This window comes from Blastococcus aggregatus, from assembly GCF_900221005.1.
GTDB lineage: Bacteria > Actinomycetota > Actinomycetes > Mycobacteriales > Geodermatophilaceae > Blastococcus > Blastococcus aggregatus.
This window is the reverse complement of record NZ_OBQI01000006.1, coordinates 63,604-89,501: the sequence shown is the minus strand read 5'-3', so window position 1 is coordinate 89,501 and position 25,898 is coordinate 63,604. Positions and strand designations below refer to the sequence as shown.

22 protein-coding genes and 1 tRNA gene are annotated in these 25,898 nt (G+C 73.5%); 11 read left to right on the top strand and 12 right to left on the bottom strand.

All coding sequences use genetic code 11. The annotated features are described in order from the left end of the window. Positions 1-21 precede the first annotated feature (21 nt). Positions 22-678 (top strand): response regulator transcription factor, encoded by a 657-nt coding sequence (locus CRP29_RS18630; protein ID WP_281256818.1) that lies wholly within the window; start codon positions 22-24, stop codon positions 676-678. 9 nt (positions 679-687) lie between these two features. Here CRP29_RS18630 and CRP29_RS18625 read toward each other — a convergent pair whose 3' ends face one another. The 7 genes from CRP29_RS18625 to CRP29_RS23635 all read right to left on the bottom strand — a co-directional run bounded on the left by CRP29_RS18625 (position 688) and on the right by CRP29_RS23635 (position 8,983). Further along, on the bottom strand, positions 688-2,319 hold the full coding sequence (locus tag CRP29_RS18625; protein ID WP_141437172.1) for a GAF domain-containing sensor histidine kinase: 1,632 nt from the start codon (positions 2,317-2,319) through the stop codon (positions 688-690). Positions 2,320-2,412: 93 nt separating this feature from the next. Further along, positions 2,413-2,946, bottom strand: a complete 534-nt coding sequence (locus CRP29_RS18620) for a universal stress protein (RefSeq protein WP_097196566.1) — start codon at positions 2,944-2,946, stop codon at positions 2,413-2,415. 179 nt (positions 2,947-3,125) lie between these two features. Next, positions 3,126-3,196: transfer RNA gene (locus CRP29_RS18615), tRNA-Gly, on the bottom strand. Between the two features lie 70 nt (positions 3,197-3,266). Continuing rightward, positions 3,267-4,553, bottom strand: coding sequence for a phosphotransferase (locus CRP29_RS18610; protein ID WP_097196565.1), 1,287 nt, complete (start codon positions 4,551-4,553; stop codon positions 3,267-3,269). A 36-nt stretch (positions 4,554-4,589) separates the two neighbouring features. Next, positions 4,590-5,552, bottom strand: coding sequence for a methyl-accepting chemotaxis protein (locus tag CRP29_RS23640; RefSeq protein ID WP_097196564.1), 963 nt, complete (start codon positions 5,550-5,552; stop codon positions 4,590-4,592). 1 nt (position 5,553) lies between these two features. Continuing rightward, complete coding sequence (locus CRP29_RS22890) at positions 5,554-6,132, bottom strand: PAS domain-containing protein (RefSeq protein ID WP_176523034.1); 579 nt, start codon at positions 6,130-6,132, stop codon at positions 5,554-5,556. A 184-nt stretch (positions 6,133-6,316) separates the two neighbouring features. Next, the gene (locus tag CRP29_RS23635; protein WP_097196562.1) at positions 6,317-8,983 is read right to left on the bottom strand and encodes a S8 family serine peptidase; all 2,667 of its coding nucleotides are present in this window, start codon (positions 8,981-8,983) and stop codon (positions 6,317-6,319) included. Positions 8,984-9,132: 149 nt separating this feature from the next. Between CRP29_RS23635 and dcd the strand changes: the two genes are divergently transcribed. Then, a complete protein-coding gene (gene dcd / locus CRP29_RS18590) occupies positions 9,133-9,720 on the top strand; it encodes a dCTP deaminase (protein ID WP_097196561.1) in 588 nt (195 codons plus the stop codon). Here dcd and CRP29_RS18585 read toward each other — a convergent pair. Both CRP29_RS18585 and CRP29_RS18580 read right to left on the bottom strand, forming a co-directional pair. After that, positions 9,689-11,032 (bottom strand): CynX/NimT family MFS transporter, encoded by a 1,344-nt coding sequence (locus CRP29_RS18585; protein WP_097196560.1) that lies wholly within the window; start codon positions 11,030-11,032, stop codon positions 9,689-9,691. The two genes, dcd and CRP29_RS18585, sit on opposite strands and share 32 nt — an antisense overlap. Before the next feature lie 82 nt (positions 11,033-11,114). After that, positions 11,115-13,412 carry a (Fe-S)-binding protein gene (locus CRP29_RS18580; RefSeq protein ID WP_097196559.1) on the bottom strand — a complete coding sequence of 766 codons (2,298 nt, stop codon included), beginning with the start codon at positions 13,410-13,412 and terminating at the stop codon, positions 11,115-11,117. 425 nt (positions 13,413-13,837) lie between these two features. Here CRP29_RS18580 and dnaK point away from each other — a divergent pair, with 425 nt between their 5' ends. The 7 genes from dnaK (at position 13,838) to CRP29_RS18545 (ending at position 20,822) form a co-directional block, all read left to right on the top strand. Next, positions 13,838-15,697 (top strand): molecular chaperone DnaK, encoded by a 1,860-nt coding sequence (gene dnaK, locus CRP29_RS18575; protein ID WP_097196558.1) that lies wholly within the window; start codon positions 13,838-13,840, stop codon positions 15,695-15,697. Further along, positions 15,694-16,383, top strand: a complete 690-nt coding sequence (gene grpE, locus CRP29_RS18570; protein WP_097196557.1) for a nucleotide exchange factor GrpE — start codon at positions 15,694-15,696, stop codon at positions 16,381-16,383. The genes dnaK and grpE overlap by 4 nt, the downstream gene beginning before the upstream one ends. 22 nt (positions 16,384-16,405) lie before the next feature. Then, positions 16,406-17,623 (top strand): molecular chaperone DnaJ, encoded by a 1,218-nt coding sequence (gene dnaJ / locus CRP29_RS18565; RefSeq protein ID WP_097196556.1) that lies wholly within the window; start codon positions 16,406-16,408, stop codon positions 17,621-17,623. Continuing rightward, complete coding sequence (locus tag CRP29_RS18560; RefSeq protein WP_097196555.1) at positions 17,620-18,069, top strand: heat shock protein transcriptional repressor HspR; 450 nt, start codon at positions 17,620-17,622, stop codon at positions 18,067-18,069. Before dnaJ ends, CRP29_RS18560 begins: the two co-directional genes overlap by 4 nt. Then, the gene (locus CRP29_RS18555) at positions 18,066-18,545 is read left to right on the top strand and encodes a MarR family winged helix-turn-helix transcriptional regulator (protein WP_097196795.1); all 480 of its coding nucleotides are present in this window, start codon (positions 18,066-18,068) and stop codon (positions 18,543-18,545) included. The genes CRP29_RS18560 and CRP29_RS18555 overlap by 4 nt, the downstream gene beginning before the upstream one ends. 115 nt (positions 18,546-18,660) lie before the next feature. After that, positions 18,661-19,152, top strand: a complete 492-nt coding sequence (locus CRP29_RS18550; RefSeq protein WP_097196554.1) for a MarR family winged helix-turn-helix transcriptional regulator — start codon at positions 18,661-18,663, stop codon at positions 19,150-19,152. A 59-nt stretch (positions 19,153-19,211) separates the two neighbouring features. Beyond that, on the top strand, positions 19,212-20,822 hold the full coding sequence (locus CRP29_RS18545; protein WP_245853035.1) for an MFS transporter: 1,611 nt from the start codon (positions 19,212-19,214) through the stop codon (positions 20,820-20,822). 57 nt (positions 20,823-20,879) lie between these two features. On the opposite strand, the gene CRP29_RS18540 is transcribed toward CRP29_RS18545, so the two are convergent. Both CRP29_RS18540 and CRP29_RS18535 read right to left on the bottom strand, forming a co-directional pair. Then, on the bottom strand, positions 20,880-21,314 hold the full coding sequence (locus tag CRP29_RS18540; protein WP_091982398.1) for an OsmC family peroxiredoxin: 435 nt from the start codon (positions 21,312-21,314) through the stop codon (positions 20,880-20,882). An 80-nt stretch (positions 21,315-21,394) separates the two neighbouring features. After that, complete coding sequence (locus tag CRP29_RS18535) at positions 21,395-21,850, bottom strand: MarR family winged helix-turn-helix transcriptional regulator (protein WP_097196553.1); 456 nt, start codon at positions 21,848-21,850, stop codon at positions 21,395-21,397. Between the two features lie 206 nt (positions 21,851-22,056). On the opposite strand from CRP29_RS18535, the gene clpB reads away from it, so the two are divergent. Together clpB and CRP29_RS18525 are read left to right on the top strand one after the other, a co-directional pair. Continuing rightward, a complete protein-coding gene (gene clpB, locus CRP29_RS18530; protein WP_097196552.1) occupies positions 22,057-24,648 on the top strand; it encodes an ATP-dependent chaperone ClpB in 2,592 nt (863 codons plus the stop codon). 88 nt (positions 24,649-24,736) lie between these two features. Then, complete coding sequence (locus CRP29_RS18525) at positions 24,737-25,441, top strand: hypothetical protein (protein ID WP_097196551.1); 705 nt, start codon at positions 24,737-24,739, stop codon at positions 25,439-25,441. Here CRP29_RS18525 and CRP29_RS18520 read toward each other — a convergent pair whose 3' ends face one another. Then, positions 25,442-25,885, bottom strand: a complete 444-nt coding sequence (locus tag CRP29_RS18520; protein WP_141437171.1) for a hypothetical protein — start codon at positions 25,883-25,885, stop codon at positions 25,442-25,444. Between the last annotated feature and the right edge of the window lie 13 nt (positions 25,886-25,898).

The window sequence follows — 25,898 nt, the reverse complement described above, 5'->3', positions numbered from 1 at the left end:
ATCGGGCTGGGGGAGGCGGGCGTGACCGAGAACAGGGCCACGATGCGCGTGTTCCTCGTCGACGACCACGAAGTGGTCCGCCGGGGCGTGGCCGAGGTGCTCGAGGACGATCCGCACCTCGTCGTGGCCGGCGAGGCCGGGTCGGTCGCCGAGGCACTGGCCCGCGTGCCCGCCGTCCGTCCCGACGTCGTCGTCGTGGACATGCGGCTGCCCGACGGCAGCGGCGCGGACCTCGTCCGCTCCCTGCGGCAACGGATCCCGGGGCTGCCCTGTCTCGTGCTGACCAGCTTCTCCGAGCCCGAGGCGCGCGATGCGGCGGTGCTGGCCGGGGCGACGGGGTTCCTGCTGAAGCAGGTGCGCGGCCCCGCCCTGGTCTCCGCCGTCCACACCGTGGCCGCGGGCGGGACGTTGCTGGAGGAGGTCGGAGCTGCCCGGCCCCGCCCGCGCGCCCCCGCGCCCGCGGGTGCCGAACGGCTGGAGCTGCTCACCGACCAGGAGCGGATCGTGCTGCGGCTGATCGGGGAGGGGCTGACCAACCGGCAGATCGGCGACCGCATGGGGCTGGCCGAGAAGACGGTGAAGAACTACACCAGCCACCTGCTGGCCAAGCTCGGGCTCGAGCGGCGGACGCAGGCGGCGATCCTCGCCACCCAGCTGCGGGACGCGCCGGCCGGGTGAGTGCGCCGGTCAGCGCTCCACCGGGACCGTCCACTCGACCTCGCTGCCGGACGGACCGCCCGAGGCGACGAGCCGGCCGCCGCGACGCTCGGCGCGGTCGGCCAGGTTGGCCAGCCCGCTGCGCACCGTGATCGCCGGCAGACCGAGGCCGTCGTCGGTCACCTGCACGCGGACGTCGTCGGCGACCGTGACCGTGACGGTGACCCGCTCGGCGCGGGCGTGCCGGACCACGTTGGTCACCAGCTCGCGCACCGCCGCCACGACGTCGTGCACCAGCTCCGGCGGCAGGTCCTCGACCTCCCCGTGCATGCGGAGATCGGGCCGCAGGCCGTGCCCGTCGATCACGGAGCGGACCACCTCGACCAGCCGGTGCCGCACACCTTCGGGCGAGGCGTCCTGGTGCTGCAGCTCGAAGATCGAGGTGCGGATGCGGGAGATGGTGCCGTCGAGCTCGTCGACCCGTTCGGCGAGCCGGGCGGCCAGCTCGGGCGACTCGCCCTCGACGGAGCGGCCGATCCGGTCGAGGGCCAGGGCGGTGGCGAAGATCCGCTGCACCACGTGGTCGTGCAGGTCCCGGGCGATGCGGTCGCGGTCGGCCTGCACCTGCAGGCGGCGCTCGCGGTGCTGGCTGCGGACCAGCTCCAGGGCCACCGTGGCCTGCGCGGCGAAGGCGGCGGCGAGGTCGAGCAGCTCCGCCTCGAAGGGGTCGCTGTCGCGGAGACGCAGCACCGCGAGCGTGCCCAGCGCCGGTGGGCCCCCCACGGGGATCAGCATGGCGGGGCCGTACTCGTGGCTGAACTGCTCGGCGAGCGCGGGAGCGGAACCGGCCAGCCGCTGGAACTCCTCGTCGGTGACCAGTCTCGGGGTTCCGGACCGGTGCACCTCGCGCAGGATCGGGTCCTCCAGGGGCACGCGCACGCCCTCGGCGTCGGCGCCCCGCGGGCCGAAGGCCAGCAGGATGCGCAGCGCCGCGTCGTCCCCGGGGATCGGGACCAGGACGCCCCCGGCCTGTGCCCCCGAGAGCTCGGCGATCCGTGCGGTCGCGGTGCGTAGGACCTCGTCGGGTTCGGCACCGGCCAGCACCGTCGTCGAGCAGTCCATGCCGGCCTGGCCCCACGCGCGCCGCCGCTCCGCCCGCTCCAGCAGCTTCGCGTTCTCGATGGCCAGCCCGGCGACGGCGGCCAGGGACTGGGTGACCTCGACGTCGGCATCGGTGAAGGGGCCACCGGAGCGCTTCTCGGTGAGGTAGAGGTTGCCGAAGACCTCATCTCCCACGCAGACCGGGACGCCGAGGAACGACCGCATCGGCGGATGCCCGTCGGGGAACCCGCGGAAGGCGGGGTGGTCGGCCAGGTCGTCCAGGCGCAGTGCGATCGGCTCCGCGACGAGCAGCCCGAGCAGTCCCTCGCCGGCCGGGAGCGTGCCGATGCGCCGCACGTCGTCGTCGTCCATGCCCTCGATGACGAACCGGTCCAGCCGCCGGCCGTCGGTGCTGAGCACGCCCAGCGCGCCGTAGGTCGCGTCCACGTGGCGGACTGCGGCGCGGACGACTTCGCGCAGCGTCGCCTCGAGATGGCTGCCGGAGGCGGCCGCCCGGACCGCAGCGGCCAGCTCGGGCGAGCTGCGCGGGGGTTCGCTCACCGGCACACCGCACCGTCGGGCGGGGTCACGGCCCGACGGTAGGGGTGCCCGCCGGCGGCGGGTAGGGGGTGCGGCGTGGCTTCCGGCCGCTGGTCAGGCGCCACGCGCGACGCGACGGAAGGGTGGGCGGGGGACGGCCGGGCGCAGCAGCCGCTTGCCGCCCGCGCCGACCACCACCAGGTCGGCGCCGTGCACGGCCGCGTCCAGCGCCTCGAACACGGCGCGCTCGAGCACCGCGGTGCGGGTGCGGCCGCTGATGCCGGTCTCTGCGATGGCGCGCAGGACGTGTGCCTCCAGGCGGTCGCGGGCGGCGGCCTGGGTGCGCGGTGAGAGCCGGGCGGTGCCGTCCAGCGGATCGCCGTCAGGGGCGTCGAGGACGGCGACGGCCACGACCGTGGCCTCCCGGCGCGCGGCCTCGCGCACCGCCCACACCAGGGCGCGGTGGCCTTCGGGGGTGCCGTCGACCTCCACGAGGAGCCAGGGGCTCTGCCGGCGGGGGTGGAGGGGGATGAGCTGGAGGTGCTCGACCGCGGGCGGGGTGCCGGCGGGAGCGGAGGTGGGAAGGGAGTCGGGGGCCTGGACCTCGGGGCACTCGGTGACGGTTCCCGGGAACCGGTACTGGCTCATACCCGGATCGTGTCGTTCCGGGAACCGCCGCCCCAGGGACCAAGGGCCCGCGGCCGCGAACCTCCGGGCGTTCGGGCCCGGTCCGGGCCCCGAAATCCGGCGCGCCCGTGCGTTCCGTGAGGAGGTGGTCACCGTGCTGCGATGCGGAGACTCGAGCAGCAGCGGAGGGAGAGGAGGAGAGCGGGTGACGAGAATCGAACTCGCACTGTCAGCTTGGGAAGCTGATGTTCTACCATTGAACTACACCCGCGTACCGCTCTGACCTGCACGTTTCCCGTGCAGCTCCCCGGCGTGACGCCGAGCGAGCGATCGTCGCGAGACTACACGGTGGCCCTTCCGGACCGGGAGCCGGTGCCGCCCGAGGGCGCTGTCGCCCAGCGCTCGGCCAGGGTGATCCGGGCGTCGGTCCGCACCCTCCAGTCGCGCTGCAGCACCCGGAACGGCCCCGTCGCGAGACCCAGCAGCACGGCGGCGACCCGCGGCCGCAGCTCCCCGGCCGGCCAGCGGCGCAGCGCAGCTTCCTCGAGCTCCGCGCGGTACCGCGCGGCCGTGGCCGGTGCGGGCAGGATCGTCTCCAGCAGCGCCAGGTGCCCGAGGAGAGTGGACCAGTCGTCGATCCGGTGCCCGCGGCCCACGGTGTCGACGTCGAGCAGCCCGACCACCGAGCCGTCGTCGACCAGGAGCTGGGCCTCGTAGAAGTCGCCGTGCACCGGCACCTCGGGGTGCTCTCCCCGCTCGGCCGACCCGAGGAGGGCCAGCAGCCGGTCGAGCCGCGGGGCCAGCTCCGGCGCGACCATCGAGAGGACGGCGGCGTGGTCGCCCGCCCGGCCGTGCGCGTCGCCCGGACGGCTGCGGCCCACCGCGGTCACCCCTGCGGCGGCCGCGGGTAGCGCATCCAGCAGTGCGTCCAGGGCCGCCGCGCCGGGCAGCCCGGCGCCGTCGCCGGCGATCAGCTCGCGCATCGGAGTTCCGGCGAGGCCGGGGAGGACGACCACGCCGTCGTCCGTGGCCCCGAGCACCGGCGGCACCGGCACCGCCCCGTCGAGGAGCACGTGCCGCTCGACCAGCCCCGCGACGGCGGACGGCCGGACCACCTTGAGGAAGAGCGTTCCGGAGCCGGTCGTCGCCTCGACCACGGCGCGGCGCCCGGGCCGGTACGAGCGCAGCCGCAGCCGCACCGGCCCGTCGGTCAGCCCGAGCTGTCGGAGCCGGGCGGCCGCCTCGGGGGAGCGGGCCGCCCACGCCAGCGCCGGCAGGGCGGGGTCGAGCGGCCACCGCCAGAGGCCGACCGGGACCGGGGTCCCGTCGACCACCTCGTCGAGGAGTGCGGCACCGGGCGGGATCGCCGTGCCGACCGTGGCGACGAGCGACTCACGCGTTCGCCGTCCGCCGTCCCAGGTGACCTCGGCCGCGTACCGGACCGTCGCGGCGCCGTCGGGGCGCAGGTTCGTGCCGGTCGCCCGCAGCCGGGTCGGCCGGCCGCCGGCCGGGGCCAGGGCGTCCGCGCACAACGCGCCGGCCCGTTCGCCCAGCAGCAGCCGGAGAGCCGGCGGCCAGGCCCGGCGCCGGGCCGGGGGAGCCGTCGGCTCCAGGACGGGTGGGGGCACGCGGCCACGCTAGGGCCGCGCCGGGCGGCCGGGCGCCTAGCGGCGCATCTCCGCCAGGAAGTCGATCGCCTCGGTGCGCAGGCGCTCGGCCATCTGCGACAGGCCCATCGGCTCGGCCCCGCCGACGAGCGTGGAGCCGTCGACCGCGGTGGCGATGCCGTCGACCACACCGTTCATCTCGTCCACCGTCGCCCCCACCGTGGTCATGCCGCCGGCGACGTCCTCGCAGGCCTGCCGGATCTGCTCCACCTGCGCGGTGACCCGCTCGGTGGCCCGTCCGGTCTGGTCGGCGAGATCCTTGACCTCCGAGGCGACGACGGCGAAGCCCTTGCCGGCCTCCCCCGCGCGCGCCGCCTCGATCGTGGCGTTGAGCGCCAGGAGGCGGGTCTGGGCGGCGACCGAGTCGATCAGCGCGATGATCTCCTTGATCTCGGCCGAGGAGCGGGTCAGCGAGCCGATCGTCGCCCGCGCGGTGCCCACCTCGCTGCTGGCCGCCGACGCGGCCTGCGTGAGGCCCGAGGCGGACGCGCTCATCTCCGTCGCTGCGGTCGCCACCTGCTCGGACATGGCCAGGACCACCGACTCGAACTCGTCGGCCAGCCGCAGCCGCGACGTCTGCGCCTCGGTGACGTGGCCCGCGGTCTCCTGCATCGCGTCGCGGGCGGTGTTGATGTCGGTGGCGCCCTTCCGGAACGCCCCGCGCAGGCCGGTGAGCAGCACCCGGCGGTGGAAGCGGCCCTCCGCGGCCGTGCTCAGCGCCGCGGACGCCTCGCGGACGTACGCGTCGGAGACGTCGAGCACGCGGTTGACGCCGTGGTGCAGCGCCATCAGCTCCGGGACGTCGGCCATCCCCGGCACCGGTGCGCTGCGCGCCTCCAGGTCGCCCCGGGCGGCGGCGTCGCAGGTCTCGGTCAGCCGGCGCACGAAGGCGCGGTGGATCTCGAGCTCCTCGGCGTCGGTCCGCCGACGGTCGTCCCGGCGGGCGAAGCGGCCGGCCATCTCAGCTCTCCTCACGGTTGATGATCGACCAGATGAAGTCCTCGTAGGAGTCGGCCCGGTCGGCGATCAGCTCGGTCAGCAGCCGGGACGACGCCTCCACGGCGGCCTTGGCCGTGGGGTGGCGCCGCTCCTCGTCGAGCAGCTGCCGGTACAGCGGGGTCACGCGGGCCACGGCCGACGGCGAGGGGCGGCGGCGGTTGGAGTGGTAGCCGACGATCGCACCGTTCGCGCCGTAGGACGGCGTGACGTGGGCGAGCACCCAGTAGTGGCCGCCGTCGGAGGCGAGGTTGTCGATGTAGGCGAAGATCTCGCGGCCCGCGGCCAGGGTCTCCCACAGCAGCGCGAAGACCGCGCGCGGCATGTCGGGGTGGCGGATCAGGTTGTGCGGCTGCCCGATCACCTCGTCCAGCTCGTACCCGCTCACCCGCAGGAAGACGTCGTTGGCGTAGGTGATCACGCCGCGCCGGTCGGTCTTGGAGACGATCAGGTCCTCGGCCGGGAACGTGCGCTCCACCCCGGTCGGCCGCACCGGCCGACGGGCGCCTCGCGTGCCGACGGGCGCCGCCTGGGTGTCCAGCACGCTCGAGCCTCCTCCGTGTCCGGGCCGGTTCGTCCGATCCGGTTCCTCTTCCTCTCCATCGGCACCCGGCGGGCCGGGCGGGACCGTGGCGGACGACACCGCGCCCCGTCCGCATGGGGAAGTCGGACGGGGCGCAGTGGGTCGGGGCGCCGGGGTCAGGGGCGCCGGGTCGAGGGCGGCCCGATCAGATCGCGACGCCGGTGCAGGAGGCGGAGCACTCGATCGACCAGATCCCGCGCAGGGCGGAGAAGGTGGCCGACCGCACCAGCCGCTCGCCGTGGGGGCCGGTGCGCTCCACCGGCCCGCTGCCGGTGCCCGGGTCCGCCGGGGTCGTCCCGGGGCCGGACGGGGGCGGGACCGTGCCGGGCGCGGGGGAGGTTCCGCCACCGGGAGGTGTCCCCGGTGCCGTCCCGCCGCCGCTCGGTGCATCCGCGAGGTAGGTGAGCGCGCCGGCGAGGACCGTGGTGCGGCCGTCCGGGGCGAACACGGTGACGTCGTGGACCCCGGCCACCCGAGCGGGGGTCCGGAACTGGAGCCGCGTCGTCGACGCCGAGACGACCGCCGCCTCGGCGCTGGCACCGATGCGCACCCGGGCGCCTACCGGCAGCGCGGTCCCCGTGATGGTCACCACGGTGCCGCCGCCGACGGCGACGGCGTTCGGGCTCAGCGACGTGATCCGGAAGTCGCCGACCGAGGGGTACGTCGTCGTGTCGTTCCCAGGCGCCGACGGCGTCGTCCCGCCGCCCGGGCCCGGCGGGGTGCTCGGGGCCGGGGAGGATCCGCCGGGACCGGTGCCCGGAGCCGGGGTTCCCGGCGTGGGCGTGCCGGGGGCCGGAGCGCCCGGGGCGGGTGTGCTCGGCGCGGGTGTGCTCGGGATGGGGGTGCCCGGAGCACCCGGAGCGGGTGTGCCGGGAGCGGGTGTGCCCGGTGCCGGCGTCCCAGGCGTCCCGGGCGTCGGGGCGGTGCCCGGCGCCGGCGCGGGGGTGCCGGGAGTGGTGGGCACCGGGGCTGCCGGAGCGGAACCACCGCCCGGCGTGGAGCCGCCGGGCCCTGGGGTGCTGGGCGGCGCGGTTCCGCCGGGGGCGGGGGTGGTGGGGGAGGAACCGCCACCCGGGGTGCCGGGGGTCGGTCCCGGGACGCCGGGGCCCGAGCCGGGCGTGGCGGTCCGGACGAGCAGCGGCGCGGCCGCGGCGCGGCCGACCGGGGTGCCGTTCCGGAGCATCTGGACCGTGAGCACGTAGCGGCCGTCAGCCAGCGGCACGGTGGGGGACAGGCCGAGACCGTCCAGCTTCGCGAGCGTGCCGAGGTCGAACACGGCACTGCCGGTGTCATCGGTGGCGACGGTGGCGCCACCGAGGGTGACCGGCTTGTCGGCCAGGGCCCAGATCTCGCCGGCGTGCTCCATGCCGAGGCCGACGGCGACCGAGTAGTCCCCGGCCGCGGCGGAACCGCTGACACCGATCCGCGGGGTGACCGTGCCGGCCGGTGCCGTCATCGAGGTGAAGGCGTACCGGACGGATTCCGCCGGGGTCCCCGACAGCCGGCCGAGAGCGAGCCGGCCACCGGTCACGGACCGCCCGGCGAACGCGGGCCTCGGGTCGACGTCGTCCAGCAGCGTCTGCTTGAGCTCGGCGGCGCCGGCATCCGGCATCGCGGCGCGGTACAGGGCGAGGGCCCCCGCGACCAGGGGCGCGGCGAACGAGGTCCCGTTGACCGGCGCGTAGCCGCCGGAGTTCGAGGTGGTGGTGACCCACGACCCCGGCGCGAAGAGATCGACCGCCGTGGCGCCGTAGGCGGAGAAGCTGCTGGCCGTGTCGGCGGCGGTGGACGAGCCCACCGTGATGACGTTCCAGTCGGTCAGGCTGGCGGGGTAGGCGATGGTCGTGTCGCGGTTGCCCGTGTCGTTGCCGGCCGCGGCCACGACGAGGACGTCGTGTGCGGCGGCGTACGCCACGGCCGACTGGAGCACCTGCAGCGCGTAGCCACCCATCGGCCCGCCCCAGGAGGCGTTGATGACGTCCGCACCGTGGTCCACGGCGTAGCGGATGGCCTCGGCGGCCGAGACGACGTCGACGGTGCTGCCGCCGCCGGCGACCAGCGGCATGATCGTCGCCTCGGGAGCGACGCCGGCCAGACCGATGCCGTTGTCCGCCCGCGCCCCGACGCTGCCGGAGACGGCGGCGCCATGGCTGCCGTGGACCCCGTTGTCCACGTCGGCGTTGTTGGCGTACCAGTTCCACCCGTGGCAGTCACCGGCCTTGCCGTTGCCGTCGGTGTCGACCGTGCCGCACGGTTCGGCGGGGTTGACCCACAGCGAACCGGCCAGGTCCGGGTGATCGAGGTCGAAGCCGGAGTCGATGACGGCCACCACGACGCCGGCGCCGCGGGTGACGTCCCAGGCGGCACCGGCGTCGATGTCGGCGTCCGCGACGACGGGGTACTGGTGGACCGCATTCGTCCCGGTGTTCTCCAGGTGCCAGCCGTGGGTCCCGAACCACGGGTCGGTCACGGTGGCGGCCAGCGGCACGCTGGCGGAAGGCTCGACGTCCTCCACACCCCGCACGGCGCGGAGGTCGGACGGCGTCAGGGCGTCGGTGGCCACCAGGGCGCGCCCGTCGCTGAGCGGCTGTGCGCTCCGCACGCCGTCCACGGCGGAGAGCTCGGCGAGCAGGCCGTCGTCCACGGTTCCGGCGGCCGCGGCGACCACGTACCGGGTCAGCCCGTCGCCCGGACCGAATTCCGGTGCCGCCGGTGCGGCGGGGGCCGCCAGCGCCGTGTAGGCCGCCGCGCCGCCGTAGCCCGCGACCAGCGCCGCCGCCAGGGCCAGCGCCTGGAGCTTCCTGCTCGTCATCCGTGAAGTCCTCCGGACGCGGCCGCCCGGCCGGTCCGGGAGGAGCCGGCGCCTCGGGGGCGCCGGCAGGCGTCATCGCGCTGCCATCGGCCGGTGCGCGGGCGGCCTTGAGCGGGTTCACCCCGTGGGGGGTCCCTAGACTCCGCGCCATGCTGCTGAGCGACCGCGACATCACGGCCGCGATCGCCGAGGGACGCCTCGGCATCGAGCCCTACGACCCGGGTCTGGTGCAGCCCTCCAGCATCGACGTCCGCCTGGACCGCTTCTTCCGCGTCTTCAACAACTCGCGGTACACCCACATCGACCCGGCCGAGCAGCAGGACGACCTCACGACGCTGGTCGAGCCCGAGGGCGACGAGCCGTTCGTGCTGCACCCCGGCGAGTTCGTGCTCGGCTCGACGCTCGAGGTGATCAGCCTTCCCGACGACATCGCGGCGCGTCTGGAGGGGAAGTCCTCGCTGGGCCGGCTGGGGCTGCTGACCCACTCGACGGCGGGCTTCGTGGACCCGGGCTTCTCCGGTCACATCACCCTCGAGCTCTCCAACGTGGCGAACCTGCCGATCACGCTGTGGCCCGGGATGAAGATCGGGCAGCTGTGCATGTTCCGGCTGACCAGCCCGGCCGAGCACCCCTACGGCTCGGCCGTCTACGGCTCCCGGTACCAGGACCAGCGCGGGCCCACGCCGTCGCGCTCCTACCGCAACTTCACCCGCGCGGAGACCCGCCGCCCGGAGTGACGTGGGCGCTCACCGGCGCCTCGGCGCCGGCGCTCTCCAGCACCTCGGTGCCGGCCGGGGCCGGTCCGGCGGAGGACCACCCCGGGACGGCCCGGTTCACCTCGTCGTCGACGAACCGGGGCCGGGTCACCAGCCAGCCCAGCGTCCACAGCCCGGCGACGCCGGCGAGCATGAGCACGAACATGCCGTCGTAGCCGCCGGTGGCTCCCCGTAGCACGCCCACCAGCAGGGGCCCGGCGCCGGCGATCAGGTAACCCCAGCCCTGCGCGACGGTGGACAGCGCCGCCGTCGTCTCCGGGGTGCGGGCCCTCAGCCCGAAGAGCGTGAGCACCATCGAGAACGTGCCCAGGCCCAGGCCCAGCAGCACCATCCACAGCCACGGGGCGGCCAGCGGCGCCGTCCAGAGGCCGATCCAGCCGGCGGCGTAGCAGCACATGAAGAACGACAGCAGCGGCCACTGCGCGCGGGGTCGCACGGTCATCGCCGGCACCAGCGCGTTGACCGGGATGGCGACGATCGAGTTCACGCCCAGGAGCAGCCCGGCCGTGGCGGCGCTGAGCCCCGCGTCGCGGAGGTACTGCGCCGACCAGCCGACGATCACGTAGGCCTGCATCGCCTGCAGGCCGAAGAACACGGTCAGGGCGATCGCCAGCCGGCTGTGCACGAGATCGCGCATGCGGACGGCGACGTGCGAGGCGCGGGACACCCCCGGCGTGGCCCGCACGAGGAGCCAGACCAGCGCGGCGACCAGCGCCAGCCCGGCCCACACGCCCAGGCCCCAGCGCCAGCCGTCCGCGGTCCCGACGGCGTCGGCGATCGGCTGCGTGCTCACCGAGACCACCGCGGCGCCGGCGCTGAGCGCCGTGCCGTAGGCGCCCACCATCAGGCCGGTGCGGTCGGGGAAGTAGCGCTTCACCAGCCCCGGCAGCAGCACGTTGCCGAGCGCTCCGCCGACCATCGCGAGCACCGTGCCGACGAGGAAGAGCCAGAAGGACCCGGCCAGCGAGCGCAGCACCATGCCGGCGGCCATCGCCAGCAGCGCGCCGCCCAGCACGTGCGCGTCGCGGAACCGGGCCGACAGCGGAGGGCCCGCGAACCCGATGGCCGCGAAGGCCAGCACCGGCAGGGAGGTGATCAGCCCGGCGACGCCGCTGGAGACGCCGAGGGCGGTCTCGATCTCCTCGAGCACCGGGCCGACGCTGTTGACGGCGGTGCGCAGGTTGAGCCCGGTGAGCACGATCGCCGTCCCGATCAGTACCAGGCCCGTGCTGCTGCGTCCGGTCGTGGGGGGCGAGGCGGCGGTGCGGGTCACGCGGGAATGGTCCTCCACCGGAACGGCGACGGCGCGCGCCCCCTCGCGGGGGGGCGCGCGCCGTCGGCGGAGCGGAGTGCGGTTACTTCGGGTCGTGCTCCGTCGCGGGGGAGTCCAGGCCGACGACGTCGTCGGCCTTCGTGCCGACGTCGGCACCGGAGGCCGCGCCCTGGACGCCCGCCGCCACCGGCTGCATCGAGCGCAGCAGGATCTGGCTGACGTCGAGGACCTCGACGTGGTCCTTGGCCTCGCCGTTCTGCTTCTTGGCGGTCAGCGCGTCGCTGAGCATCGTGATGCAGAACGGGCAGGCGGTGGAGATGACGTCGGGATCGAGCTCGAGCGCCTCCTCGGTGCGCTCGACGTTGATCCGCTTGCCGATCTTCTCCTCCATCCACATGCGGGCGCCGCCGGCGCCGCAGCAGAAGCCACGGTCCTTGCAGCGGTGCATCTCCTGCGTGGAGAGGCCCTGGACGGAGTCGAGGATCTCGCGCGGCGGCGTGTAGACCTTGTTGTGCCGGCCCAGGAAGCACGGGTCGTGGTAGGTCACCTTGCGGTCGATCGGGGTGACCGGGACGAGCCGGCCCTCCTCGATCAGCTGGCCGAGCAGCTGCGTGTGGTGGATGACCTCGTACTCGCCGCCGACCTGCGGGTACTCCTTGCCCAGCGAGTTGAAGCAGTGCGGGCAGGTGGCCACGATCTTGCGCGTGCCGGGGACGCGGCCCTCGAAGACGCTGTTGAGGGTCTCGACGTTCTCCATGGCCAGCTGCTGGAACACGAACTCGTTGCCCAGACGGCGGGCCGGGTCACCGGAGCAGGTCTCGCCGTTGCCGAGGACGGCGAACTCGACGCCCGCGGTGTGCAGCAGCTCCGCGACGGCCTTGGTGACCTTCTTGGCGCGGTCGTCGACGGCGCCGGCGCAGCCGACCCAGAACAGGTACTCCACCTCGTGGGGCAGCGGGCCGTCGGCCATGCGCACCTCGAAGTCGAGCTCCTTGATCCAGTCCTCGCGGACGTTGCCGCCCATGCCCCACGGGTTGCCGCGCTTCTCCAGGTTGGTCAGCATCACGCCGGCCTCGGAGGGGAAGTTGCTCTCGATCAGGACCTGGTAACGACGCATGTCGTTGATGTGGTCGATGTGCTCGATGTCCACCGGGCACTGCTCGACGCAGGCACCGCAGTTGGTGCAGCCCCACAGGACGTCGGGGTCGATGACCCCGCCCTCCTCGAGGGTGCCGACCAGCGGGCGGTGCGCCTGCGCGTCGTTGGTGCCCTCGATGCGCGCGTAGCCCGACGCCCAGGCCTGCTCGTCGCTGGGCTTGAGGACGTCGAAGTCCGGCGCGGTCTCGCTCGCCGTCTGCGCACCCAGCAGGTACGGGGCCTTCGCGTAGAGGTGGTCGCGGAGGTCCATGACCAGCATCTTCGGGCTGAGCGGCTTGCCCGTGTTCCAGGCCGGGCACTGGCTCTGGCAGCGACCGCACTCGGTGCAGGTGCTGAAGTCCAGCATGCCCTTCCAGGTGAAGTCCTCGATCTTGCCGCGGCCGAAGGTGTCGTCCTCGCCCGGGTCCTCGAAGTCGATCAGCTTGCCGCCGGAGCTCATGGGCAGCAGCGGGCCGAGCGCGGGGGCGCCGTCGGCGTTCCGCTTGAAGTAGATGTTGAAGAAGGCGCTGAACCGGTGCCAGGCCACGCCCATGTTCAGGATCCGGCTGATGACCACCAGCCAGGTCAGGCTCACCACGATCTTGACGAACGCGACGACGGTCAGCAGGTCGGGGCTGTCCGGGAGGATCGTGGCGACCGCGCTGGAGACCGGGTGCGACCAGCCGGGGGCGTCGGTCAGGTCGGAGGAGACCTTCAGCGCGCGGATCAGCAGGATGCAGATGCCGACGGTGAGGACGATCGCCTCGACGAAGTAGCCGCGACCCTCGTTGCTGCCGGCGAAGCGGCTCTTGCGGCCCTGCCGGCGCGGGTGGTCCTTCTGGCGCCGGTAGATCAGGTAGATGATCCCGAGGATCGTGCCGGTGCCGATGATCTCGGCGAACAGGTTCCAGATGCCCCAGTTGCCGATGAGCGGCAGGTGGAACGCAGGGTTCCAGACCTCTCCGAACGCCTCGACCAGCGTCAGGAACAGGCCGTAGAAGCCCACGAAGACGAACCAGTGGGCGATCCCGATGGACGACCACTTGAGCATCCGGGTGTGGCCCAGCGACTCGATGGCCAACGTCTTCAGCCGGGTCTTCACCGGGCCGAAACGGGTTCCGTCGGGTTGGCCGATGCGGATGATCCGCACCATGGCTCGGACGGCTCGATAGGCCATCACGGATGACACGATCAGGAACAGGACGCTGATCGTCCCGAGGACGATCTGCAGCGGGCCCGTCATCTTTTCCTCCCCCGCACGCCTGCCGGCGTCGGTTACTCCCGTGCCGTTCGGCGACGGCGAAGCTGTGGGTGGTGCACGCGCCGTCGTCGTCGCCGGTCGGAGGACCGGCGCGCGGAACGCATGCGGGCACGGCGTGCCCGCACGGATCGCACGATAGCTGGCGCGCCAGCGGCGGGCCGCTTGCGATCACGCAGAAGCCGCGTTGCGGCTGCCGGAGCCGCCCCGTGCGGGGGTTCCCGCTGCTGCGCGGCGGCGCGGCGACTGCCAGGCGGCTTCCGCACAGTCCGTGCCGGACCCGGGAACACGCCGCCGGACCATGCCGTTATGGTGGGCAGGAAAGTTGAGCGGACCACGCGCAAGGCGGGTCGGGCTCGGCTTCCCACGGACCAGCACCACCCCCCGCACACGGAAGAGAGGCCATCTCCATGGCTCGAGCTGTCGGTATCGACCTCGGCACCACCAACTCCGTCGTCACCGTCCTCGAGGGCGGTGAGCCCACGGTCATCGCGAACTCCGAGGGTTCGCGCACCACGCCGTCGGTCGTCGCCTTCGCCAAGAACGGCGAGGTGCTCGTCGGGCAGTCGGCCAAGAACCAGGCCGTCACCAACGTCGACCGCACCATCCGGTCCGTCAAGCGCCACATGGGCACGACCTGGACCACCGACGAGATCGACGGCAAGAAGTACACCGCGCAGGAGATCAGCGCCCGCACGCTGCAGAAGCTGAAGCGGGACGCCGAGACCTACCTGGGCGAGCCGGTCACCGACGCCGTCATCACCGTCCCGGCCTACTTCGAGGACGCGCAGCGCCAGGCCACCAAGGAGGCCGGTGAGATCGCGGGCCTCAACGTCCTGCGCATCGTCAACGAGCCCACCGCCGCCGCGCTGGCCTACGGGCTGGACAAGGGCGAGACCGAGCAGACGATCCTCGTCTTCGACCTCGGTGGCGGCACCTTCGACGTCTCCCTGCTCGAGATCGGGGACGGCGTCATCGAGGTCAAGGCCACCGCCGGTGACAACCACCTCGGTGGTGACGACTGGGACCAGAAGGTCATGGACCACCTGGTCAAGACCTTCAACGCCTCCAACGGCATCGACCTGTCCAAGGACAAGCTGGCGATGCAGCGCATCCGCGAGGCCGCGGAGAAGGCCAAGATCGAGCTCTCCGGCGCGCAGTCGTCGAACATCAACCTGCCCTACATCACCGCCGGTGCCGAGGGGCCGCTGCACCTCGACGTCACGATCACCCGCGCCGAGTTCCAGCGGATGACGCAGGACCTGCTCGACCGCGCCCGGGCCCCGTTCAACCAGGTGGTCCGCGACGCCGGCATCTCGGTCGGCGAGATCGACCACGTCGTCCTCGTGGGTGGTTCCACCCGCATGCCCGCCGTCAGCGACCTGGTCAAGGAGCTGACCGGCGGCAAGGAGCCCAACAAGGGCGTCAACCCGGACGAGGTCGTGGCCATCGGTGCCGCGCTCCAGGCCGGTGTCCTCCGCGGCGAGGTCAAGGACGTCCTGCTCCTCGACGTCACCCCGCTGTCCCTGGGCATCGAGACCAAGGGCGGGATCATGACCAAGCTGATCGAGCGCAACACCACGATCCCGACGAAGCGCTCCGAGATCTTCACGACGGCCGACGACAACCAGCCGTCCGTGCAGATCCAGGTGTTCCAGGGTGAGCGCGAGATGGCGATGTACAACAAGAAGCTCGGCATGTTCGAGCTGACCGGCCTGCCGCCGGCGCCGCGCGGCGTCCCGCAGATCGAGGTCGCCTTCGACATCGACGCCAACGGCATCGTCCACGTCACCGCGAAGGACCTGGGCACCGGCAAGGAGCAGTCGATGACCATCACCGGCGGCTCGGCCCTGCCCAAGGACGACATCGAGCGGATGATGAAGGACGCCGAGGCGCACGCCGAGGAGGACAAGAAGCGCCGCGACGAGGCCGAGACCCGCAACCTGGCGGAGTCGCTGCAGTACCAGACCGAGAAGTTCCTGGCCGAGAACGGCGACAAGATCCCGGCCGACAAGAAGGACGAGCTCGGCGAGGCCCTGACCGACCTGCGCAGCGCGCTCGGCGGTTCGGACATCGAGGCGATCAAGTCCGCCCAGGAGAAGGTCGCCCGGGTCTCCCAGGAGGTCGGTGGCGCCCTCTACGCCCAGGCGGGCGAGGCCGGCGCGGCCGGTGCGCCCGGCGCCGAGGCGGGGGAGCAGGCCGGCGCCCCGGCGGGTGACGACGACGTCGTCGACGCCGAGATCGTCGACGAGGACACCGACAAGCGATGACCTCGGGGGAAGAGCAGCCGCGGGTCGTCATCCGCGACAAGCGGCGCATCGACCCGATCAGTGGTGAGGTGCGGGCGTCGGCCGGCGAGCAGCCGGCCGACGCCCCGCCCGGCCCGACCGTCGCAGGGGAGCAGATGAGCGAGCACGACATACCCGTGGAGGACCAGCCGCAGGAGCCGGTCGCGCCGGCCGCAGGCGCAGGTGACGACGTCGCCGCGCAGCTGGCCGAGCGGACCGAGGACCTGCAGCGGGTCACCGCCGAGTACGCCAACTACCGGCGCCGGGTGGACCGCGACCGGTCCCTGGTCGTCGACCAGGCGGCCGAGCGGTTCGCCACCGGCCTGTTCCCGATCGTCGACGACATCGAGCGGGCGCGGGACCACGGCGACCTGACCGGCGCGTTCAAGCTGGTCGCCGACCGCATCCTGGGCCTGCTCGACGGCCTCGGGGTGGCGGCGTTCGGCGCGGCCGGCGACGCCTTCGACCCGGCGCTGCACGAGGCGGTCATGCACGACACGTCGGCCGACGTGGCGGTGCCGACCGCCACCACGGTCCTGCGGCAGGGTTTCCGCCGCGGCGACCGCGTGCTGCGGACGGCGATGGTCGCGGTCACCGAGCCGGAGCACCCGGCACCCGCCGGTGACGGCGCGGTGCCGGCCGACCCGGGCGCCGCGGCGTCCGACTGATCCGCGGGGAGGGGGGCACCCGATGAGCACACGGGACTTCATCGAGAAGGACTACTACGGCGCGCTGGGCGTCTCCCAGGGCGCCGACGCGGCCGAGATCAAGAAGGCCTACCGCAAGCTGGCCACCGAGCTGCACCCGGACAAGAACCCCGGCAACGCCGAGGCGGAGTCCCGGTTCAAGGAGGTCTCCGAGGCCTACGACGTGCTCTCCGACCCGAAGCGGCGCGGCGAGTACGACGAGGCCCGGCGGCTGTTCGGGGCCGGCGGGGCGGGCGCCCGTGCCGGCTTCCCGGGCGGGGGCGGTTTCCCCGGCGGGGAGCAGACCTTCGACTTCGGCGACCTGTTCAGCGGCGGCGCTGCCGGCGGTCCCGGGGCCGCCGGCGCCCGCGGCCCCGGCGGCCTGGGCGATCTGCTCGGCGGCCTGTTCGGGGGCGCCGGGGGTGCGGCACGGGCCCGCAGCCAGGCCGCCTCCGGCCCGGCCCGTGGTCAGGACGTCGAGACCGAGGCGACGCTCTCGTTCGAGGAGGCCGTTCTCGGCGTCACCGTGCCACTGCGCATGCAGAGCCCGGGCAGCTGCCCGACCTGCGCGGGCAGCGGGGCGAAGCCGGGGACCAGTCCGCACACCTGCCCGGTGTGCCAGGGCGCCGGGGTCACCAGCCGCAGCCAGGGCGCGTTCGCGTTCTCCGAGCCCTGCCGCAACTGCCGAGGCAGCGGCTCCGTCGTCGACGACCCCTGCCCGACGTGCTCGGGAAGTGGCGTCACGAGCCAGACCAGGACGATCACCGTCCGGATCCCCGCCGGGGTCAAGGACGGGCAGCGCATCCGGCTGGCCGGCAAGGGTGCTCCGGGGCGGCGCGGCGGGCCGGCCGGTGACCTCTTCGTCGTCGTCCACGTCGCCGAGCACACCCTGTTCGGCCGCAAGGACCAGGACCTGACGCTCACCGTGCCGATCACCTTCGCCGAGGCGGCGCTGGGGACGACGCTCACCGTGCCGACGCTCGACGGCACCGTGTCGCTCAAGGTGCCCGCCGGCACCTCGAGCGGCCGGACGCTGCGGGTGCGCGGCCGCGGTGTGCCCGGCAAGGGCCGCACCGGCGACCTGCTGGTCACCCTCGACGTCGCGGTGCCCGTGCGGCTCACGCCGGCCCAGCGGCAGCTCATCGAGGACCTGGCCGCGGGGATGGACGAGGACCCCCGGCCGCAGATCACCGCGGTGCTCCGGGCGGGAGCCGAGCGATGACCCGCCCGGTCGACCCGGCGCGGGGCGCGTCGCGCTCCGTCGCCGAGGACGCCCCGGTCTTCGTGATCTCCGTAGCCGCCGAGCTCGCCGGCATGCACGCGCAGACGCTGCGCCAGTACGACCGCCTCGGGCTGGTCAGCCCGGGGCGCACCCCGGGGGGCGGCCGCCGTTACAGCCCCCGGGACGTCGCGCTGCTCCGCGAGGTCCAGCGGTTGTCGCAGGAGGACGGCGTCAACCTCGCCGGGATCAAGCGGATCATCGAGCTCGAGTCGCAGGTCGAGGCGCTGCAGGCCCGGGTGCACGAACTGCTGGACGAGCTCGAGCACAGCGAGCACCGGCGGATCGCCGCCGAGGCCGCGATCGCGGCCGGGTACCGCGCCGAGCTGCTGCCGCAGCGGAGGCCGGGCAACGCCCTCGTCGTGTGGCGCCCCCGGAGCGGTCGGTGAACGAGGTCGACGCGCACGAGGCCTTCGTCGCCCTGGAGCGGGAGATCGGCCTGCTGCTGCGCCGGTCGCGGGCCATGTCGGCCCGGCTGGCCGGCCAGCTGCACCCCGATCTCGACGGCGCCGCCTTCGGCCTGCTCGCGCTGCTGCAGGACGCCGGCCCGCTGCGCGCCAGCGACCTGGTCGCCCGGCTGGGGCTGGACAAGAGCACGGTGAGCCGGCAGGTGGCCAGCCTGGTGGCGCTCGGCCTGGTGGACCGGAGCGCGGACCCCGACGACGGGCGCGCCCAGGTGCTCACGCCGTCGGCCGAGGGTGCTGCCCGGCTCGCGCAGATCCGTACGGCCCGCCGCGAGCGGTGGGAGTCCGACCTCGGTGACTGGCCGGCGCACGACGTCGCCACGCTGGCCGAGCTGCTCCACCGGCTCAACCGGCTCGGCGAGGCGCGCGAACGCGAAGCGGGGGACGAACCGACCGGCTGACGAGGCCGGCGGGCGACGACGCGGAACGACATGTGACGGGCGATTCGTTGCAGACCACAACCAACAGGTTTATGGTTGCACTCTGCACACGTCTCGATCGTCAGGAATTCCGCTCATGTCCATCAGTCCCGATACGCGGGACCGGCTGACCGCCAGCATCGCCCAGCTCATCCGCACGGGCCGCCACGTCAGCACGCGCGCCGCCGCCCAGCTCTACGGCGAGCTCCCCTCCTACGGCTGGACGCTCCTGCTCCCGCTCGAGCAGGACGGCGACCAGCGCTGCAGCGCGCTCGCCGCGCGCGCCGGGATCGACGTCTCCGTGGCCAGCCGGCAGCTCGCCGTCCTGGAGCGGTCCGGGTACGTGGAGCGTCACCCCGACCCGCGGGACGGTCGGGCCACGCTGCTCCGGCTCACGCCGCAGGGCGCCGAGGCGCTCGCCGGCACGCGTGCCGTGCGCGCCGACTGGGCGCTGACCGCGCTGTCCGGCTGGGACGAGCACGACGCCCGCCGGCTCACCGACCTGCTCGACCGCCTGCGGGCCGACATCGAGGTGGCCGTCCCGGCCGCGCCGCTCGCCCCCCGGCAGCCGACGGGGGCCGGCCGATGACCCGCACCCGCCCCGCCCCTGCGACGCATGATCGCTCGCCCCAGCAGCCCAGGAGACCCATGACCAGCACCGTCGACCGGCCGGCTCCCCAGGCGCCGGTCGAGCAACAGGGCGGCATGACGCACCGGCAGATCCTCTCGGCGCTGTCCGGGATGATGCTGGCGATGTTCGTGGCGTTCCTGTCCTCGACCGTCGTCTCGAACGCGCTGCCCACGATCATCACCGACCTGCAGGGCTCGCAGGGCCACTACACCTGGGTCGTCACCGCGACGCTGCTGTCCTCGACCGCCTCCACGCCCATCTGGGGGAAGCTGTCCGACCTGTTCAGCAAGAAGCTGCTGCTGCAGCTCTCGATCATCGTGTTCATCGCGGGGTCGATGCTGGCGGGTCTCGCGCAGTCAGTGGAGACGCTGATCGCCTGGCGGGTGCTGCAGGGTCTCGGGCTGGGCGGTCTGCAGGCGCTGGTCCAGATCGCGATGGCGGCGATGATCAGCCCCCGCGAGCGCGGGCGCTACGCCGGACTGTTCGGGAGCGTCTTCGCCACCGCGACCGTGGGCGGCCCGCTCATCGGCGGCCTGCTGGTGGACACCAGCTGGCTGGGCTGGCGCTGGTGCTTCTACGTGGGCGTGCCCTTCGCCGCGGCGGCCCTGGTGCTGCTGCAGCGCACCCTGCACCTGCCGGTGACGAAGCGGACGGTGCACATCGACTACCTGGGTGCGGCGTTCCTGACGGCGGGCGTCTCGTCGCTGCTCATCTGGGTCACCCTGGCCGGGGGCAGCTTCCCCTGGGCCTCGCTGGAGACGACGCTCTTCGTCGGTGGCGGCGTGCTCGCCGTCCTGGCCTTCCTGGTCACCGAGACCCGGGCCAAGGAGCCGATCGTCCCGTTGCGGCTGTTCCGCGACCGCACCACGACCCTGGCGATCGCCGCCAGCGTCGCGATCGGCGTCGCCATGTTCGGCTCGACGGTCTTCCTCGGGCAGTACCTGCAGATCTCCCGCGGCTACTCGCCGACGGCGGCCGGCCTGCTGGCGGTGCCGATGGTCGGCGGGATGCTGCTCTCCTCCACCGGCTCGGGGATCCTGATCACCCGCACCGGCCGGTGGAAGCGGTTCCTGGTCACCGGCTCGATGCTGACCGTGCTGGCGTTCGGGCTGCTGTCGATGGTCGACCACGAGACGAACATCGTGCTGCTGTGCTGCTTCCTGTTCGTCCTGGGCACCGGGATCGGCATGACCATGCAGAACCTGGTCCTCGCGGTGCAGAACACCGTGGCCGCCACCGACCTGGGTGCGGCGAGCTCGGCCGTGGCGTTCTTCCGCAGCCTCGGTGGCACGGTCGGCGTCTCGGTGCTGGGCGCGGTGCTCTCCTCGCGCGTCGGCACCCTCGTCTCCGAGGGGCTCGAGGGCACGCCCGGTGCGGGGCAGGCCGGCGGTTCCGGGGACGTCGGGCTGGCCGACCTCACCGTCGTCCCCGCCCCCGTCGAGGCGCTCATCCGCGCGTCCTACGGGGATGCGACCGGCCGGATCTTCCTGGTCTCGGCCGTCATCGCGGTGATCGCCGTCGCCGCCATCCTGCTGATCCGCGAGATCGCGCTCGGCACCGAGAGCGGCGACGAGCGGCTGGAGCGCGAGAGGGCCGACGCGCAGTCCGCCGAGGCGCAGCCCAAGTAGCGACGACGGCAGCGGCCCGCATCCCCCGGGGGATGCGGGCCGCTGTCGTCCGTGGCGTCAGTCGAGCGAGGCGTCCAGGGTGATCTCGGTGCCGGCGAGCGCCTTGCTGACCGGGCAGCCGACCTTGGCCGCCTGGGCCGCGGTCTGGAACGCGTCGGCGTCCAGCCCCTCGACCTCGCCGCGGACGGTGAGGGCGATGCCGGTGATCGCCGAGGCGCCGTCCTTCTGGCCGAGCGTGACCTCGGCGGTCACCTCGAGCGCCGTGGGGGTGCCGCCGGCCTTGCCGATCTCGTTGGACAGGGCCATCGCGTAGCAGGACGAGTGCGCCGCCGCGATCAGCTCCTCGGGGCTGGTCGTGCCCCCGGCCTCGTCGGCGGCGCGCTTCGGGAACGAGACCTCGTAGGTACCGATCTTGGAGCTGGAGAGCTCGACCTGCCCGGACCCTTCCTGCAGGGTGCCGTTCCAGGCGGTGCGTGCGGTACGAGTGGGCATGTCACTTCTTCCGTGCCGGGCGCCGCCCGCTCCTGGACGGCGCGTCGACCCGGCCCCTACCCGGTGCGGAGTCGCCGCACTCAGCAGACGGCTTCCCCGCCGTTGACCCGCTCGATGAGCACCTGCAGCCGGCCCTTGAGCTCGGCGAACTCGCCGCTGTCGAAGCCGATGGCACCGATCATCTCCTCGGAGATGGCGACGGCCTTGTCCTGCAGGGCGCGGCCGGCGTCGGTGAGCGCGATCGCGACCGAGCGCTCGTCCTCGACGCGGCGGTGGCGGGTGACCAGGCCGGCGGCGGTGAGCCGCTTGAGCAGGGGGGAGAGGGTGCCGCTGTCCAGCGCCAGGCGCGAGCCCAGTTGCCCCACGGTCTGGTGGTCCTCTTCCCAGAGCAGCATCATCACCAGGTACTGCGGATAGGTCAGACCGATGGCCTCGAGCATCGGGCGGTACCGGGCCGTCACCGCGCGCGAGGCCGCGTACAGCGCGAAGCAGAGCTGGTCGTCGAGCGCCACGCTCGGCGCCGGCAGGGCGGTCATGCGTCGAGTCTAGGGCGCGCGGCGGTGGTGACCAGAGGTCGGCGTGGTCCGGTTTCGTGGATCGGCACGCGGACGGTGCAGGGGGTGGACTCAGCAGGGTTGAGTGGAACAGACTCAACTCCGCGCTCGTTGCAGTGGACGATCAGCGAGGTCGCCGTCCCGCGGCGGCCCGTGCACGACGAGACGAGAGGACGCGCGCCGCGACCATGGAGAGCAAGCTGACCACCCGATCGCAGGAAGCCATCGCCGCCGCTCAACGGCTCGCGGTTGCCCGCGGCCAGGCCGAGCTCCAGCCGCTGCACCTGCTCGCGGCGCTGCTCGAGCAGGACGACGGCATCGCCGGCCCGCTGCTGAAGGCCGTCGGGGCCGATGCCGCCGACGTCCGAGCCAAGGCGGAGGCGGCCGTGCGCCGCCTGCCCAGCGTCACCGGCGCCACGGTGCCCGCCCCCTCGCCCACGCGGGAGTTCCTGCGCGTGATGAACGACGCCGGCGAGCAGGCCGGCGCCCTCGGCGACGAGTACATCTCCACCGAGCACCTGCTGGTCGGGCTGGCCGGTTCGACCGGCGAAGCCGGCACGGTGCTGACCGGCGCCGGCGCCACCCGGGACGCCCTGCTCGCGGCGTTCCGGACCGTGCGCGGGACGCGCAAGGTCACCACGCCTGACCCGGAAGGCACCTTCCAGGCGCTCGAGAAGTACGCCGTCGACCTCACCGAGCGGGCCCGCGAGGGCAAGATGGACCCGGTCATCGGCCGGGACACCGAGATCCGCCGCGTGGTGCAGGTGCTGTCCCGCCGCACCAAGAACAACCCGGTGCTCATCGGCGAGCCCGGTGTCGGCAAGACCGCGATCGTGGAGGGCCTGGCCCAGCGCATGGTCGCCGGCGACGTGCCGGAGAGCCTCAAGGGCAAGCGCCTCATGTCGCTGGACCTGAGCGCGATGGTCGCCGGGGCGAAGTACCGCGGCGAGTTCGAGGAGCGGCTCAAGGCCGTCCTCCAGGAGATCACCGACTCCGAGGGGCAGATCGTCACCTTCATCGACGAGCTGCACACCCTGGTCGGTGCCGGCGCCAGCGGCGAAGGCGCCATGGACGCCGGGAACATGATCAAGCCGATGCTGGCCCGCGGTGAGCTCCGGATGGTCGGCGCGACGACGCTGGACGAGTTCCGCGAGCACATCGAGAAGGACCCGGCCCTGGAGCGCCGCTTCCAGCAGGTCCTCGTCGGGGAGCCCAGCGTCGAGGACACGATCGGCATCCTGCGCGGCCTCAAGGAGCGCTACGAGGTGCACCACGGTGTCCGGATCACCGACACCGCCGTCGTCGCCGCCGCGACCCTCTCCGACCGCTACGTCACGGCGCGGTTCCTGCCGGACAAGGCGATCGACCTGGTCGACGAGGCCGCGAGCCGGCTCCGCATGGAGATCGACAGCCGGCCGGTCGAGGTCGACGAGGTCGAGCGCGCCGTGCGCCGCCTCGAGATCGAGGAGATGGCGCTGTCCAAGGAGGACGACCCGTCCTCGGTGGAGCGCCTGGCGGCGCTGCGCGCCGACCTGGCCGACAAGCGGCAGGAGCTGGCCGAGCTGACCGCCCGGTGGCAGCAGGACAAGAGCGACATCGGCCGGATCCAGGCGATCAAGGAGGAGCTGGAGCGGCTGCGGCTCGAGGCCGAGCGGGCCGAGCGGGACGGCGACCTGGCCCGCGTCGCCGAGCTGCGGTACGGCCGCCTCCCGCAGCTGGAGAAGTCCCTCACCGAGGCCGAGGCGTCGGTGGAGGACGGCGACTCGATGCTCAAGGAGGAGGTCGGCCCCGACGACATCGCCGAGGTCGTCCAGGCCTGGACCGGCATCCCCGCAGGCCGGCTGCTCGAGGGCGAGACGCAGAAGCTGCTGCGCATGGAGGACGAGCTCGGCAGGCGCGTCGTCGGGCAGGTCGACGCGGTCCGCGCTGTCTCGGATGCGGTCCGCCGGGCGCGGTCCGGCGTCGCCGACCCCAATCGGCCCACCGGCTCGTTCCTCTTCCTGGGCCCGACCGGCGTCGGCAAGACCGAGCTGGCCAAGGCGCTGGCGGAGTTCCTGTTCGACGACGAGCGGGCGATGGTCCGCATCGACATGAGCGAGTACTCGGAGAAGCACTCCGTGGCCCGGCTGGTCGGCGCACCGCCCGGCTACGTCGGTTACGAGGCCGGAGGCCAGCTCACCGAGGCCGTGCGGCGGCGCCCGTACACCGTCGTCCTCTTCGACGAGGTGGAGAAGGCCCACCAGGACGTCTTCGACGTGCTGCTCCAGGTGCTCGACGACGGCCGGCTCACCGATGGTCAGGGGCGGACGGTCGACTTCCGCAACACCATCCTGATCCTGACCTCGAACCTCGGCTCCCAGCTGATCGCCGACCAGTCGGTGGCCGAGGACCGCCGTCGGGACGCGGTGATGGAGGTCGTCCGCACCCACTTCAAGCCGGAGTTCCTCAACCGGCTGGACGACATCGTGGTGTTCCGCGCCCTCGGGAGCGAGGAGCTGACCGGCATCGTCGACATCCAGGTCGGCGTCCTGGCCCGGCGGCTCGCCGCGCGGCGGCTCACGCTCCGCGTGACGGACTCCGCGAAGGAGTGGCTGGCGCTCAACGGTTTCGACCCCGTCTACGGTGCCCGTCCGCTGCGCCGGCTGGTCCAGTCGGCGATCGGCGACCAGCTCGCCAGGGCACTGCTCTCCGGCGAGATCCGGGACGGCGACGAGGTCGTCGTCGACTGGTCGGCCGACGTGGCAGAGGGCGCCGCGGGGCTGAGCGTCACCCGCGGCTGACCCGAGCGGCCCGCCGGATCCCCCCGTGGTCCGGCGGGCCCCGTCTCGGCCATGATCGACGGTGCACACCGAGGCGGGGAGGCACCACATGACGTCCGACCAGGGCGGCCGGTACGGCGAGCCCGAGGGCGGTCCGGGCGCGCCCCCGCCGCAGGGCTGGAACGCGCCGCCTCCGCCCCCGCAGGGCTGGAACGCGCCGCCTCCGCCCCCGCCCCCGCAGGGCTGGAACGCGCCGCCCCCGGGCTGGCAGCCGCCGGGGCAGCAGTGGCCGGGCTACGGCGGCTACGTGCCGCCGCCCCCGCCCGGCTCGCCCGAGCCTCCGCTGACCGTGCGGGCGGGCATCGGCGCGTTCGTCGCGACCGTGGTCCTCAACCTGGTCGCGGCGGTGGTCATGTTCGTCAACTACGACACGGTCCTCGACGAGGCGATCGCCCAGGCGGGCGTCGGCCTGACCGGCGAGGACCGCGAGATCGCGCAGGACGTCGCCGAGATCGTCGTCCAGTTCAGCCTCGTCGTCAGCGCGATCTTCGCGGCGGTCTTCCTGCTGTTCCTCTGGTTCGCCTGGCGCGGGCGCAACTGGGCCCGCGTCGTGCTCTGGGTCTTCGGCGGGCTCTCGGTGCTCAGCGGCTCCGCCGGCATGGGCGGCGGCGGCACCGGGGTCGGCTACCTCGACGGCCTGAGCGTGTTCATCCTGCTGCTCACCGTCGCCGGGGTCGTGCTGCTGGCGCTCAAACCGAGCAACGACTGGTACCGGTACACGGGCTGGGTGCGCCAGTACGGCCCGCGCCCCTGATCAGGCGCCCGGCATCCAGGCGCGCGTCGTGCGCGCCATCAGGCTGGTCACGGCTGCGACCGAGAGCACGAGCAGCAGCAGCGACGTAACACTCACGGCACCGCCGATCACCGCGCTGATGATCGTGATCACGACGAGAACCCCACTGGCCGCTGCGCCGACCCAGCGTGCCCAGCCTCGCTGGCGCGGCACGAACACCGCGGCCAGCGCCAGCGCCGCGCCGAGGACCAGGGAGGGCACCAGGGACAGGAAGATCACGAACCGGCGAGCCTCGTCTTCGGTGGCGTCGGTCTCGTCGGTGATCCGGTCCACGACGACGTCCAGGCCGAACAGGAGCAGCACGCCGCTGGCCAGCAGCAGCAGTGCCAGGACCGCCATGACCCCGACGGCGACCCGCACCGACGGAGGCATGACCGGTGCGGGGGCGGGGGTGGGCTTCGTCACGCCCCCAGCGTGG

Excerpts from the sequence above, each read along its gene's own strand:
- grpE (WP_097196557.1), top strand. The coding sequence starts at position 15,694 with ATGACCTCGGGGGAAGAGCAGCCGCGGGTCGTCATCCGCGACAAGCGG.
- clpB (WP_097196552.1), top strand. The coding sequence starts at position 22,057 with ATGGAGAGCAAGCTGACCACCCGATCGCAGGAAGCCATCGCCGCCGCT.
- dnaK (WP_097196558.1), top strand. The coding sequence starts at position 13,838 with ATGGCTCGAGCTGTCGGTATCGACCTCGGCACCACCAACTCCGTCGTC.
- CRP29_RS18620 (WP_097196566.1), bottom strand. The coding sequence starts at position 2,946 with ATGAGCCAGTACCGGTTCCCGGGAACCGTCACCGAGTGCCCCGAGGTC.
- CRP29_RS18550 (WP_097196554.1), top strand. The coding sequence starts at position 18,661 with ATGTCCATCAGTCCCGATACGCGGGACCGGCTGACCGCCAGCATCGCC.
- CRP29_RS18525 (WP_097196551.1), top strand. The coding sequence starts at position 24,737 with ATGACGTCCGACCAGGGCGGCCGGTACGGCGAGCCCGAGGGCGGTCCG.
- CRP29_RS23640 (WP_097196564.1), bottom strand. The coding sequence starts at position 5,552 with ATGGCCGGCCGCTTCGCCCGCCGGGACGACCGTCGGCGGACCGACGCC.
- CRP29_RS18580 (WP_097196559.1), bottom strand. The coding sequence starts at position 13,412 with ATGACGGGCCCGCTGCAGATCGTCCTCGGGACGATCAGCGTCCTGTTC.
- CRP29_RS18540 (WP_091982398.1), bottom strand. The coding sequence starts at position 21,314 with ATGCCCACTCGTACCGCACGCACCGCCTGGAACGGCACCCTGCAGGAA.
- CRP29_RS23635 (WP_097196562.1), bottom strand. The coding sequence starts at position 8,983 with ATGACGAGCAGGAAGCTCCAGGCGCTGGCCCTGGCGGCGGCGCTGGTC.
- dnaJ (WP_097196556.1), top strand. The coding sequence starts at position 16,406 with ATGAGCACACGGGACTTCATCGAGAAGGACTACTACGGCGCGCTGGGC.
- CRP29_RS18545 (WP_245853035.1), top strand. The coding sequence starts at position 19,212 with ATGACCAGCACCGTCGACCGGCCGGCTCCCCAGGCGCCGGTCGAGCAA.
- CRP29_RS18560 (WP_097196555.1), top strand. The coding sequence starts at position 17,620 with ATGACCCGCCCGGTCGACCCGGCGCGGGGCGCGTCGCGCTCCGTCGCC.
- dcd (WP_097196561.1), top strand. The coding sequence starts at position 9,133 with ATGCTGCTGAGCGACCGCGACATCACGGCCGCGATCGCCGAGGGACGC.
- CRP29_RS18535 (WP_097196553.1), bottom strand. The coding sequence starts at position 21,850 with ATGACCGCCCTGCCGGCGCCGAGCGTGGCGCTCGACGACCAGCTCTGC.